Annotated in this window: 12 protein-coding genes, 1 other RNA gene and 1 pseudogene; 12 read left to right on the top strand and 2 right to left on the bottom strand. The window is 40.3% G+C overall.

Annotation, left to right across the window (positions count from 1 at the left end; genetic code table 11):
* The first annotated feature begins 46 nt into the window (after positions 1-46).
* Together OMHG_RS10105 and nth are read left to right on the top strand one after the other, a co-directional pair.
* Positions 47-727 (top strand): DnaD domain-containing protein, encoded by a 681-nt coding sequence (locus tag OMHG_RS10105; RefSeq protein ID WP_010650615.1) that lies wholly within the window; start codon positions 47-49, stop codon positions 725-727.
* A gap of 3 nt (positions 728-730) precedes the next feature.
* Positions 731-1,381: an endonuclease III gene (nth, locus tag OMHG_RS10100; protein WP_010650614.1), complete on the top strand. Its 651-nt coding sequence runs from the start codon at positions 731-733 to the stop codon at positions 1,379-1,381.
* 59 nt (positions 1,382-1,440) lie between these two features.
* Here nth and OMHG_RS10095 read toward each other — a convergent pair whose 3' ends face one another.
* Positions 1,441-4,257: a transglycosylase domain-containing protein gene (locus OMHG_RS10095; RefSeq protein ID WP_010650612.1), complete on the bottom strand. Its 2,817-nt coding sequence runs from the start codon at positions 4,255-4,257 to the stop codon at positions 1,441-1,443.
* A gap of 18 nt (positions 4,258-4,275) precedes the next feature.
* On the bottom strand, positions 4,276-4,869 hold the full coding sequence (recU, locus tag OMHG_RS10090) for a Holliday junction resolvase RecU (protein ID WP_010650611.1): 594 nt from the start codon (positions 4,867-4,869) through the stop codon (positions 4,276-4,278).
* Positions 4,870-4,983: 114 nt separating this feature from the next.
* On the opposite strand from recU, the gene OMHG_RS10085 reads away from it, so the two are divergent.
* The 10 genes and pseudogenes from OMHG_RS10085 (at position 4,984) to OMHG_RS10045 (ending at position 12,952) form a co-directional block, all read left to right on the top strand.
* On the top strand, positions 4,984-5,949 hold the full coding sequence (locus OMHG_RS10085; RefSeq protein WP_010650610.1) for a DUF2515 family protein: 966 nt from the start codon (positions 4,984-4,986) through the stop codon (positions 5,947-5,949).
* 307 nt (positions 5,950-6,256) lie between these two features.
* A complete protein-coding gene (locus tag OMHG_RS10080; protein WP_010650609.1) occupies positions 6,257-6,466 on the top strand; it encodes a hypothetical protein in 210 nt (69 codons plus the stop codon).
* A 76-nt stretch (positions 6,467-6,542) separates the two neighbouring features.
* Entirely contained in the window at positions 6,543-6,890 is a 348-nt protein-coding gene (locus OMHG_RS10075) for a DUF1798 family protein (RefSeq protein WP_010650608.1), read from the top strand.
* A gap of 85 nt (positions 6,891-6,975) precedes the next feature.
* Entirely contained in the window at positions 6,976-7,380 is a 405-nt protein-coding gene (locus OMHG_RS10070) for a cytidine deaminase (protein WP_010650607.1), read from the top strand.
* Positions 7,381-7,572: 192 nt separating this feature from the next.
* A complete protein-coding gene (gene gpsB, locus OMHG_RS10065) occupies positions 7,573-7,881 on the top strand; it encodes a cell division regulator GpsB (RefSeq protein ID WP_010650606.1) in 309 nt (102 codons plus the stop codon).
* Between the two features lie 69 nt (positions 7,882-7,950).
* Positions 7,951-8,321: RNase P RNA component class B (gene rnpB, locus OMHG_RS17935), an RNA gene on the top strand.
* A gap of 319 nt (positions 8,322-8,640) precedes the next feature.
* A pseudogene (locus OMHG_RS10060) lies at positions 8,641-9,778 on the top strand (THUMP domain-containing class I SAM-dependent RNA methyltransferase).
* Positions 9,779-9,780: 2 nt separating this feature from the next.
* Positions 9,781-11,280: a carboxypeptidase M32 gene (locus OMHG_RS10055; RefSeq protein WP_010650605.1), complete on the top strand. Its 1,500-nt coding sequence runs from the start codon at positions 9,781-9,783 to the stop codon at positions 11,278-11,280.
* Between the two features lie 44 nt (positions 11,281-11,324).
* Positions 11,325-12,413: a type III polyketide synthase gene (locus OMHG_RS10050; RefSeq protein ID WP_010650604.1), complete on the top strand. Its 1,089-nt coding sequence runs from the start codon at positions 11,325-11,327 to the stop codon at positions 12,411-12,413.
* The gene (locus OMHG_RS10045) at positions 12,410-12,952 is read left to right on the top strand and encodes an isoprenylcysteine carboxyl methyltransferase family protein (RefSeq protein WP_010650603.1); all 543 of its coding nucleotides are present in this window, start codon (positions 12,410-12,412) and stop codon (positions 12,950-12,952) included. Before OMHG_RS10050 ends, OMHG_RS10045 begins: the two co-directional genes overlap by 4 nt.
* Positions 12,953-13,066: the final 114 nt, after the last annotated feature.

Raw genomic sequence — 13,066 nt, 5'->3', positions numbered from 1 at the left:
TGCAATATTTAATCATGCTATACTTATATTGAGGTGCTGTACAATCATGACAAAAAAAATATCAATTCAACAAATCCTAATCAATCAGATGCACATTCCAAGTATATTGCTTTTGAAATACAAATCGATTGGTCTCACTGAAAAAGAGGTAATGATTATTCTTCAATTACTGCGTTACCTGGAGACTAACAATGATTTTCCTACACCATTCGAAATTTCAGAATATGTCACAATGGATGAAAAAGAATGTGCCAATATACTACGGAAATTGACGCAGAAGAATCTCCTTTCCATCGAACAGAAGGAAAACGACAACCATCAATTAAGTGAAGGCTATTGTCTTGATCCTTTATGGGAAAAACTTTACGGTGAAGAAGAAAAAAAGGAAGATGATCCTATTGGAACCATCTTCATCCTGTTTGAACAGGAATTCGGGAGACCACTTTCCCCATTTGAAATCGAAACAGTCAATGCATGGCTAGATGAAGATCAAATTGAACCTTCCTTGATTAAAGCCGGCTTAAGAGAGTCTGTATTAATGGGCAAATTGAATTTCAAATATATTGACCGCATACTAAGAGAGTGGAAGAAAAAGGGGATCCATACAGTTGAACAGGCACGGAATGCCAGTAAACAATTCCATAGCAGACAGCAAACCACAAAGGAAGAAAAAACCGATAAAAGAGATACCTCATTTTATTACAACTGGCTAGAAGGGGAAGATTGAGAAATGCTAAATAGAAAGCAGATCAGGTATTGCCTTGATGCTATGGCGGAAATGTTTCCGGATGCCAAAGGTGAGCTTGTACATTCCAATCCTTTTGAGCTTGTCATTGCCGTACTTTTATCTGCCCAATGTACAGACAAGCTTGTCAATAAGGTCACTGCAGGTTTATTTAAAAAGTATAAAACACCGGAAGATTATCTTGCGGTTACACTTGAAGAACTGGAGCAGGATATAAAGTCCATTGGTCTTTATCGTACGAAAGCCAAGAACATTAAAAAATTATGTCAAATGCTGCTGGATGACTATGATGGAGAAGTACCACAGACGAAAGAGGAATTGATGAAGCTTGCGGGAGTCGGAAGGAAAACTGCAAATGTAGTTGCCTCTATAGCATTTAATGAACCGGCAATTGCCGTGGATACACATGTGGAACGAATTTCTAAACGTTTAGGTATTAGCAGATGGAAAGATTCTGTTATAGAAGTGGAAGAGACCTTAATGCGCAAGGTTCCGCGGGATGAATGGAGTGTTACCCATCATCGAATGATTTTCTTTGGCAGGTATCATTGCAAAGCAAGAAATCCCAATTGTCCGGAATGCCCATTGCTTGAACTATGCAGGGAAGGGCAGAAACGGATGAAAAAAGTCCTTTAATATAGAATAGCCCGCAATAAAAAAGAGGAAAACTCATAATCGAGTTTTCCTCTTTTTGGTTATTCTTCGGGATTCTCTTCTGGCTCATCTTCATCTGGTTCGTCTTCATCTGGTTCATTTTCATCTGCTTCGTCCTGATTATCGGAATCACCGTTATTGCTATTGCCATTATTTTCGTTATTGCCATTTTCATTGCCGTCATTGCCGTCGTTACCGTTATTCCCGCCGTTTCCATTGTTGCCTCCATTGCCATTGTTTCCACCGTTGCCATTTTGTCCTTCTTCAGCAGGTACATCGACAGTGGTGGTTTGGGTAGGACCTCTTACATCACCATCATCTGTCTGACTGATTGGAGTAACTTCGATGCTATAGGACTCACCTGGGGCTGCGCCGCTTACTTCAATTCCTTCAGACTGTACGGTCTGTGTTTGGCCATTGACAGATACTTCAAAGGACGCTGAAGGGCCATCATAGCTCCAGGAAACATCAATCAGCGATCGATCGGCAATATATTGGGCAGATAGGCCGCTTACAGCTGGAATTTCTTCATCATCTTCTCCGCCAGGTATGGTTATGGAAGTTGCAGCTGGCTCACTTGACATGGATCCGCTTGTTGCGACAACTTGGATTTCATAAACAGACCCAGGTTCCACTTCGGAAATTTCCATGGAGGTATCTTCCGTTGATGAAAGTCCTTGCATCTGACCTCCATCTACGCTTGCACTGACTTCGAACGATACTTCCGCATCTGAATCATAATCCCATTCTATCTGTACAGCACCTGACTCTTCATCATAATTGGCTTTCAATCCAGAAACTGGATCAAGCTCGTCGAATTTTTCGGATGTCTTTGTCGGCTCTGTTCCTTTAACAAACAATTCCTTCACAATTTCAGAAGACGGTGTGTAATCGCTTGGAAGGGCAGCGGGATTGGAACCTTTTTCAACTGCAACTTCTACAACCGAGTCTGGTTTTTCAAAATCTGCAGTTTCGACTCCTTCCGAGATTTTCGTCATTGTATTTTTAAATAAGGCTTTCGATATATTCGTATCTTGCAGTGCTACACGCTTATTATTTTCATCATAGCCGCCTGTCCAGGCACTAATGGTGTAATTCGTCGAATAGCCTGCAAACCAAGCGTCCGGGCTTCCTTCTTTATCCGTAAAGTTAGTTGTACCCGTTTTTCCTGCGATAGGGACACCAGGTACATTTGCAGCTTGACCAGTACCTTCCGTAACAACCGATTTGAGCATATCTGTTGTCATATAAGCAGTAGAATCGGCCATTACCGCTTTAGGCTCTGGTTTTAGTTCAACTACTTTGCCATCTGGGAATTCTACTTTGGTAACCGTATATGGCTCATTGTAGATCCCTTCATTACCAAACGCACGGAATGCGCCTGCCAATTGAAGCGGTGTTACATTCGTACCCGCACCACCAATTGCATCCGTAAGAACCATTTGATCATCGGCAAATTTAATTCCGAGTCCTTCTGCAAACTTCTGGGCATTATCTATGCCAACCTCTTGGAGGGTTTTTACAGCCGGAACGTTTAATGATTGGTTTAATGCGTGTCTTGCACTCATCCATCCCCCATATTGACGGTTCCAGTTCCGGATTGAAGTTTCAGTTCCTGGTATGGCAAATGGTTCGTCATCATTTATCTGATGATAGGTGGACATTTGATTATATTCGATTGCAGGTCCGTAAGCCATGATTGGCTTTGCTGTCGACCCCAATTGGGTTCCGCCGCGCGTAGCATAATTGTAACCATAATTGCCGTCATTATTTCTGCTACCGCCAATAGCTTGAACTGCACCCGTTTTCGTATCCAATACAACCATAGCTGCCTGGGTATCATCCGGATATTTTATTGGATTTTCATCAGAATCTGTCAGTAAATACTCCACATGTTCCTGGATGCTCGAATCCAATGTCGTATAGATTTTCAATCCGGCCGTATTGATGTCAGTTCCTTCGATTTTTTCATTGACTTCTTTTTCAACTTGTTGGATGAATGACTGATATGCTGTTGGATTTGGACGGGATTCCACGAGAAGGGAAGGGATATCGACTTCTCTTGCCTCATCCGCTTCATCCTGGGAAATCTTTCCATGTCTAACCATCAGGGTCAGTACAGTATTCATTCTTTCTTTCGTCAAATCCGGATTTTCAAATGGGTTATATGCTGTTGGACGCTGTGGCAAGCCAGCTAATATAGCTGCTTCAGGCAGCGTTAGATCATTTAAATCCGTCTTTCCAAAATAGGTTTCGGCTGCTTGGGCAACACCATAGGAATTGCTTCCATAGAATATACCGTTCAAGTACATTTCCAGAATCTGATCTTTCGAATACTCGCGTTCCAATTGCAATGCAAGCCATGCTTCCTGTACTTTTAGACTGATTTTCTTATCTGGTGTCAGGAATGCTCTTTCCACGACCTGCTGTGTGATGGTACTTGCCCCTTGGGACCCGAAGCCATCGGTCACGTTAGCTAATACAGCACCGCCAACTCTTCGGATATCAACCCCAGGATGATCGAAGAATCTTGCATCCTCCGTAGCTGTTACGGCATCTACCAGTACCTGTGGCAGGTCTTCAGCCTGAATGGGTTTCCGTTTCTGCTCACCGCTTAAATCTGCAAATTCTTCGCCATTTTTGTCATATAAAGTAGAAGAGAAGGGGACAGAAAGCTCTGATTCATCCAAATCCGGAGCTGTTGCTATCCAATACGTAATTAAGCCCACTGTACCAATTCCAAGTGCTAATATAACAATAAGAGCTATTTTCAAGATCTTTTTCCATGCAGGTTTCTTCTTGCTTTTTGATTTCTTCTGGTTTCGTCTTGCTGTTCGACTTTGGCTATTTTCTGCCATCGTTTCATACCTCCGTCTCTAAAAATAAAGCTTATTTATGATAGATATATAATCGACTCGTCTTTGATAATGAAAAGGGATCAAATGACTATCCTGTTTGATATGTTCATATGAGATTGATTTTTTTCCTCCCTGTAGTTTGTCGTACCAGTATGAAAAAAGTTTCTCTGCTGGCATATAATAGGTTTCTTCATATGCCGCAAATCGTATAATCATGAAACAAATCCCCCCATGGTTTACGATTGATTCCATGTGGCGAATCTGATGATCATGAACATTAGCTAAAGGGAAAAGTGTTTTGTTTTTGGTCTCTTTTGCCTCAAAATCAACATATCTGCCACGGTAAAGTCCATTATAGTCTGTTGTGGAAGCTTGTTTGAAATATGCTTCCGTTATCACAGCAGCACTGCGTTTCGGATAATTGACTTTTACAATCTGTACCGGCGTTGGCTTTTTATGAATAATAGCCTGATCAGTATCAAGATAAAATTGATTCGTTATATTGATATCTTCTTCTAATGTCATTCCCCGATTACTGAAAATATTATTATCCTGTTCCGATGTAGACTTCCTTACCGGCAAAGTTTTTCTCTGTCCATTTGGATAGTTCAAAAATTTCCCCTCCCAGCATAATACAGTATGATATCAGAAAAAAAGGTAAATGATAACTTTTAACATCACCTGATCTGTATCAGCCATTATTAGAAAAGAAAGAACGTGTCGTCCATGGTAACCGAACAACACCATTCTATCTTACATTATATAACATTCAAGACGAAAGCACATAATGTAGATAACATCTCAAGAACAAAGGCATATCAGAACTTCTATTTTCGCTTTCCAGAGATAAGATGGTCTCTCGTTGCAGCGATTGTATCCCGAAACGCCGGTTGGAACATGACTGATTTATATTTACCCCCATTTCGGGGGTTATTAGGCATTAAAGAACGGGAACTTTTATTTACAACCTATGAAAGGGCAAACTGGCTAATATTCTCCGATGCATTTCCACAGCTGCTCATGTACCAGCTATCCAGAAAATATAACCGCCCATTATTTCATTTGCTGACGAAATTCCATGTGTCTCGTTTCATGGTTATGGAATGGAATCACTTCTGGAAATCCAATGATAAGGCTAGGCTGCTGAACGCCTTGATAATCAATGAACAGAATTTGATACAGCATCCTACCATTGAACAGCAATTCTTTGACAAAAAAGTGTTCAAGGCATTTCCATACAGACTGCAAAATCATTTATTCATGAATGCCGTATTGCTTCCTGACTGTTTCGGTCATCTGCATGGTACCTATGTACACAACTTCACAAAAATAGACAGACGAATAGACGTTGGCCAGAAAATTGCGGCTATGCTCGAATTTCCCAATATCCAGGAAGGTATCCTTGATTTTATTGTGTCCGTTGAACCAACGGGATCACGTCGGGAGTACGAACAGTTTTTAAATCTGAATCTTCCGGGAGCCCCGTTTCTAAGAGCGGTTTACCCAATCATTGCCCACCGGGATATCATTCGAAATGATTGGTACAAAAGAGGGGGTGTAAAAAGGAAATGGCAGCAGTCGCAAGGTCTGCCGTCCAACCTTGAAATCGGAAAGTCATTCTACTTGAAAAGAAAGTTGCTCTATACTTACTTTCATCTTAAACAGCTCATTAAAAAGGATTTGTACCATTAGAATGTACAAATCCTCTTTTTCTTAAACTAATTATTGGTTAAGTAGATGGTCGATTGGGACCGTCCAATTTTTTGTCACCAGTCTTTAACGATTTTTCATGTTGGCTTTTCATATTTGTTTCTTTATTTTTATTGGATTTTCTCAACACGGAACACCTCCTTTTACTTTAGTTTGTCTAATTTTAGTAAAAAGATAAGTAATTGCACTAGTTTTGTATCATTCCTTCTAGTTTTGTCGAAGTCAGAGGAGAACAAGAGCGGTACAGCGAATTATTTACTAACCAAAATAAATAACGAGGGTGATGGACATGACTGCAGTTTTGAATGAATTAGAAGCCAGCAGAAACGGCATCAGCAAAAAAGATGCACATGCAACATTAATGGTAATGGCCGAACAGCTCCGATTCATCGATCAAAAGCTAAAGGTTAATGTGGATAGGGAAGTATGGATGCATTTCCAAAAAGAAATTCATCAGATTGACTATACGAAAAACGCAATTGAAAAACTTAACGGCTGAACGGATTAGATGCCTTCTGCATGCAAAGATGATAAAGTAGTAAATATAGCTACTAATGTATAAAGGCGGAAAATTTATGGAATTAAGAGAGCAAACAGAGCTTTTAAAAAGGCATTTGACAAGATTGAAAGATATTTTCGAACATAGCACGCCACCAGAAAATACAAAAGACAAGGAATTTTTCCAGAAAGTAAAAGAGGAAACGAACCCTGTATATCAGCTTTTGGAAGAGTGGGAAGAGGCGGCATTGGAGGTTGTTAAAGCAAGGAAAGCAAAGGTGCATCCACAGCAGGTAACCTCTACAAAGGAAAATATGGAACTGGTTCTAATGCACAGTTATTATGTCGATGCAAGAAGAAAACGATTTATGGAATTGCATAACTCCATTCTTTATGTGTTTGACCTGCTTTTAAGTGAAATATAAAATCTAGGTAATGGAGGCAAAACTTTACAATAATTCTTATTTCTCTTATAATTACCTGCACAAACAATAAAGGGTGAATACGACGATGATAAATAAAGAGTTAGTGGAAGCTGCATTAAAAATCAGAGAACAAGCATATGTACCGTATTCCAAGTTCCAGGTTGGTGCAGCATTACTTACCAAGTCAGGGAAGGTATATACGGGCTGTAATATAGAAAACGCTGCATATCCTGTAACCTGCTGTGCGGAACGGGTAGCTATATTTAAAGCTATATCCGAAGGGGAAACAGAATTCCAGGAGCTGGCAGTTGCAGCTGATTCCGCTCGGCCTGTGCCTCCATGCGGCTCATGCCGGCAAGTGATGAGTGAATTCTTCCCGAAAACCATGAATATTCATTTGACAAATTTAAAAAACGAGACTAAAACTTTTACGATGGAAGAACTTCTACCGTTCTCCTTCGAAACGCATGATATGCCCGAAAACGGCTAATAACACTGGGCGGATCTGTTGCATTATTTATTGGCAATTCTCATATATGGCAGGAGACTGATATCCAGTTTCCTTTTTTATGGTATAATAAAAAGTAATATTTCAGTACTAAAGTAAAAATGGAATAATAAACTTAAAATGAAGCGAAAAAAATTTGAATAAACAAGTATTTGCAGATCATGAGGTGATAAAATGAGTATTAACCGTATTCAATTAAGTGGAAAAGACATTCTGGAGAAAGATTTCAAAACAGCAATGAGAGGATATAATCAAGAAGAAGTAGATGAGTTTCTTGATGTTGTGATTCAGGACTATGACATTTTCAAACAGGAAATCGACCGCTTACAGGCAGAGAATGAGAAGCTTAGAAAAAATACAACTGAGCAGACACGCACAAGGGCGCCACAAGCGAATCCTCAGGTTAACTATGATGTTCTAAAACGTCTATCCAATCTGGAAAAGGCTGTTTTCGGTAAAAAGTTTGCTGATGCAGGCGAGTAATACGCTTTCCATTTTTAATTTGGATTGATAAAGCAGTGCAATTATGATAAAATGTAATATGTTACTTAAATGCTCATGTAATCGCTGCATACCGTGCAGAGGAAAGTCCATGCTCACACAAACTGAGATGTTTGTAGTGTTCGCGCTTGATGAATTCATAAGTCAAGGTAGCTTTTAGCTAACGGCAGAAGATATTCCTAAGTCAGTAATGATACGGAATTATTCTTGAAAGTGCCACAGTGACGTAGCTGAAATGGAAACATTTCAGGTGGAACGAGGTAAACCCCGCGAGTGAGCAACCCAAATAATGGTAGGGGCATCCTTTAGTAGGGAATTCAACCGAAAAAGGGACAAGTATTACTTGTAGATAGATGATTACAGCCGGAGTACGAGGATGACCACCGTTTGCAGTACAATGGCACAGAACATGGCTTACCGAGCATTTAACGGTCTTAAATAAATATGAATCGAAACCTTTTCTCTGTCAATAATGACTCAAGAAAGGGTTTTTTTGCGTGAATTAAAACACTCGCTGAACGGGGGCTTCCGCTTTTGTTCATCCAGCTTCTGTCCCCAGCGATTTTTGGACTTCCTTTACCTCCGTTCGATAAGTCACCATCCGCTCACTCGGTTCGCAGTGGTTCCTTTATCTCCTGCGGCTCAGTCCAGTCCGCACTCGCTGAACGGGGGGCTTCCGCTTTTGTTCCGTCTTTATTGGTGGTAAACTGAAATTAATTTAAATTTGAAGGGAATAGTTAAATGCAGAAAGTAACATTAATTGCAACTGCTGCAATGGGATTGGAATCCGTAGTTGCACAAGAGGTTAGATCATTGGGATATGAAGTAACAGTGGATAATGGAAAGGTCATTTTTGAAGCGCCCTTTTCAGCTATTCCGCGCTGTAATTTATGGCTGAGAACGGCAGACCGGATTAAACTGGTTGTCGGCCAGTTTAAAGCATTAACATTTGATGAACTTTTCGAGGCAACAAAGGCATTGCCATGGGAGCAATTTATTTCCGAGGATGGACAATTTCCTGTTTCCGGTAAATCCATCAAATCAAAGCTTTTCAGTGTTTCCGATTGCCAGGCAATTGTTAAAAAAGCAATCGCTGAACGTTTGAAGTTAAAGTACGGTCTCGCAAGCAAAATGCCTGAAACCGGACCATTATATAAAACGGAAGTTGCGCTTCTTAAGGATGTTGTAACCTTGACGCTTGATACGTCCGGAGCTGGCCTGCATAAGCGCGGCTATCGTGTCGGGCAGGGGGAAGCACCATTAAAGGAGACACTTGCTGCTGCGCTCGTGCTGCTGACGAACTGGAAACCAGAATATCCTTTAATTGACCCATTTTGCGGGTCGGGTACATTAGCAATCGAAGCGGCACTTATCGGCCAGAATATCGCACCAGGGTTCAATCGTGAATTCGCCTCTGAAGACTGGATGTTTATTAGAAGAAAATTGTGGGAAGATGCATTTGAAGAGGCAGAAGACTTGGCAAACTATGATCAAAAAACTGGATATTACAGGGTCTGACATTGACCATAAAATGATCGAGATTGCCAAAGACAATGCAATCGAAGCGGGACTGGGCGATCTGGTTAGCTGGAAGCAAATGCAGGTAAGCGATTTATTTATACGCAGTAATAATGGGTATATCATCAGCAACCCTCCATATGGTCAACGTATCGGAGATAAAGATATGGTTGCAGAAATGTACAGTGATCTCGGAAATATCATGAAAAACCATCCTTCCTGGAGCGTATATATCATTACAGCGTTTGAAGCTTTCGAAAAAGAGTATGGTCAAAAAGCAACCAAGAAACGGAAATTATTTAACGGATTTATTCAAACCAATTATTTTCAGTATTTCGGACAAAAAGTAAGGGAGGAATAAATTTGGAGAACACTTATCAAAATGAACAGGATTTCAAAGATTTATTGAATGAACAGAATGCTTACCGTGAAGCTCTGAGCCTGGCACATTGGGATATGCGCACGAAAATTCCTAAAAAGGCAGTCGGGCAGCGTTCCGAAGTCGTCGGATTTCTGGCAGACAAACTGCATCAATTGGAAACCTCCGAGAAGATGAAGTTCTTTATCGATATGCTTAAAAATAATACTGAAGATAAAGTGCTGCAAAAACTTGTTTTGGAGTGCGAGGAAACCTATAACAGAAACGGCAAAATACCGAACGATGAATACAAAGAATATGTTATGCTTCAATCCAAGTCTGAAGCCGTATGGCAGGAAGCAAGGGAAAAGGCGGACTTTTCATTATTTCAGCCATACTTAGAAAAGCTTGTGGAATATAACAAAAGGTTTGCTGAATACTGGGGATATCAAGATAATATCTATGATGCGTTGTTACATAATTATGAGCCTGGCATCACAACGAAAACTTTAGATACTGTATTTCCGAAACTTAGAGATTCACTCAGTAATCTTGTTGACAAAATAAATGCGAGTCATGCTAAACCGGATTCGTCCATACTGAAGGCGCATTTCCCCAAGCAAAACCAGAAAGATTTTACAATCGAAATTTTAAAACAAATGGGATATGATTTTGAATCGGGACGCGTTGACGACACAATCCATCCATTTGCAATCACATTAAATTTAAACGATGTACGGATAACAACCCGATACGATGAAGAGGATTTTCGGATGGCCGTATTTGGAACAATTCATGAGGGCGGCCATGCACTTTATGAGCAAAATATTAGTGCAAAGCTTGCCAATACGCCTCTTGCAACTGGAACATCCATGGGTATTCATGAATCACAATCACTATTCTGGGAAAACTTTATAGGCAGGAGCAAATCATTTTGGAGCAATCATTATCAGCGGTTCCAAACCTATGCCCCGGAGCATTTCCAGACCGTGGGCATGGATGAATTCTATCGTGCCATAAATGAAGTTAAGCCATCCAACATTCGGATCGAAGCAGATGAACTCACCTATCCGCTCCATATCATGATTCGGTATGAGCTGGAAAAGGCATTGATCAATAGTGAAATAGAAGTAAAGGATCTTCCTCATTTATGGAATGAAAAAATGGTCGATTATCTAGGAATAGAGCCACCTACAGATAGAGAAGGAGTGCTGCAGGACATTCATTGGGCCGGTGGGGATTTTGGTTATTTCCCTTCCTATGCTCTCGGATATATGTATGCAGCACAATTCCAGTCAGCCCTGTTAAAAGAAATGAATATAGATGACCTAATCTCAGCCGGTAATTTCGACAGGGTAAGAATTTGGCTGACAGAAAATATTCATCAATATGGAAAAATGAAAAAACCGCTTGAAATTATTAAAGACGTCACCAATGAATCCTTAAATCCAGACTATCTTGTAAATTATTTAACCGAAAAGTATACAGATATATATAAATTATAGTTTGATATTTGCCAGGGGGAAAATAATATTAATAGGTGATTTAATTGACGAATATCTGTTCCATTGGGCGGGGCATACCAGAGTATACGATTGAACAAGCAGAAATTAAAGAGATCGTACAAGATATATTTTCCTATTCGGATAAACAAATTAAACGGCTGCTGCCTGTATTTGATAATGCGGCAGTTGAGCGCAGGCAGTTTGTTGTAGATAAATCATGGTTTGTGGAAGAGCACAGCTTTAAAGAGCGAAACGATATCTATCAGAAAGCTGCGGAAAAATATGCACTGGCTGCCATTGATGATTGTCTGCAAAATCCTGATTTTTTGAATAGTGCACCCCCCTATGAAGCAATTGACATGATTATTTTCGTATCAAGTACCGGGATAAGTACGCCATCTATGGATGTACATCTGATGAATGCCCGACCATTTAGGCAAGATGTGAACCGTATGCCATTATGGGGACTTGGCTGTGCCGGAGGAGCGATTGGTCTGGCTCGTGCTCACGACTGGATAACTGCCCACCCAACCAAAACAGCACTGATTATCTGTTGCGAGCTTTGCAGTCTGACCTTCCAAAAAGGGGACAGCAAGAAAAGCAACATGGTTGGGACAGCCTTATTTGGCGATGGAGTAAGTGCTGCATTGGCGGTCGGGGACGATTCACCCTACTTATCCTATAGAAAAAAATCAGTCCCAAGCATTACATCGGCAAGTTCTTATTTAAAAAGGGACAGCGTTGATGTAATGGGATGGGATATTAATAATTCCGGCTTTGAAGTTGTCTTTAAAAAGAGTATACCTGCCCTTGTCGACTCCTTTTGGCGGAAACATGTTGATACATTTTTCCATGATTCAGGACTTTCGGTAGATCAGATTCATTCCTTTATTTCACATCCGGGAGGAAGAAAAGTGATGGAAGCAATGGAAGAGGTTGTTCATTGCCCGAAAGATAAATTAAAGTATTCCTATAATGTCCTTGCAGATCATGGGAATATGTCTTCCGCAACGGTTTTATATGTTATGCGGGAATGGATGCTGCAGAATATCAAAGCTGGCGAAAAAAGTATACTGTCGGCGCTCGGTCCAGGATTCAGCTCTGAATTACTATTACTGGAGTGGAATGAATGATGGCCGTATATATGTGGATTCTATTTACTGTTATTGTTTTACAGCGGCTTATCGAACTCGTAATTGCCAGAAGTAATGAAAGGTGGATGAAAGAAAGGGGAGCTATCGAGAAGGAAGCAGATCATTATAAATGGTTTATTCGATTGCACACCCTTTTCTTTATTTCGATTCTCCTTGAAACATGGTTAAACAACAATATAGATTATCCCTTAAATTATACATTGCTGGCCATTTTTATACTGACACAGCTTGTACGAATTTGGTGTATCTATTCTCTGGGAAGGTTTTGGAATACCAAAATCATTATTTTACCTGGTGAAGAGCTGGTATCCAAGGGGCCATATAAATTTGTAAAACATCCAAACTATATTATCGTAGGAATTGAACTTTTTGTCATTCCTTTACTTTTTGGGGCGATCTATACAGCAATCATTTTCCCTTTGCTTCATATCATGATATTAACAGTCCGTATTCCAGCTGAGGAAAGGGCACTAAATGAAGTCCAGCTTCAGCCGAAAACGAAAGAGACGCGCAAATAGGCAGCTCTTAGCTTTTCGGCTGTTTTTTTAATTTATACGATCAGCGAATCGTAAGCTTCAAACGGCAACTCGTATTAACAAAGGATGGGAGGAGCAAATTCGCATACCAAAAAA

Origin of the sequence: Oceanobacillus massiliensis str. N'diop (genome assembly GCF_000285495.1) — a bacterium.
GTDB classification, from domain to species: Bacteria; Bacillota; Bacilli; order Bacillales; family Amphibacillaceae; genus Oceanobacillus; species Oceanobacillus massiliensis.
Note: the sequence above shows the minus strand (reverse complement) of the source record. Positions and strands in the feature narration are given on the sequence as shown.

Coding starts and splice junctions, on each gene's coding strand:
- OMHG_RS10105 (WP_010650615.1), top strand. CDS start 47: ATGACAAAAAAAATATCAATTCAACAAATCCTAATCAATCAGATGCAC.
- nth (WP_010650614.1), top strand. CDS start 731: ATGCTAAATAGAAAGCAGATCAGGTATTGCCTTGATGCTATGGCGGAA.
- OMHG_RS10095 (WP_010650612.1), bottom strand. CDS start 4,257: ATGGCAGAAAATAGCCAAAGTCGAACAGCAAGACGAAACCAGAAGAAA.
- OMHG_RS10085 (WP_010650610.1), top strand. CDS start 4,984: ATGGTAACCGAACAACACCATTCTATCTTACATTATATAACATTCAAG.
- OMHG_RS10080 (WP_010650609.1), top strand. CDS start 6,257: ATGACTGCAGTTTTGAATGAATTAGAAGCCAGCAGAAACGGCATCAGC.
- OMHG_RS10075 (WP_010650608.1), top strand. CDS start 6,543: ATGGAATTAAGAGAGCAAACAGAGCTTTTAAAAAGGCATTTGACAAGA.
- OMHG_RS10070 (WP_010650607.1), top strand. CDS start 6,976: ATGATAAATAAAGAGTTAGTGGAAGCTGCATTAAAAATCAGAGAACAA.
- gpsB (WP_010650606.1), top strand. CDS start 7,573: ATGAGTATTAACCGTATTCAATTAAGTGGAAAAGACATTCTGGAGAAA.
- OMHG_RS10045 (WP_010650603.1), top strand. CDS start 12,410: ATGATGGCCGTATATATGTGGATTCTATTTACTGTTATTGTTTTACAG.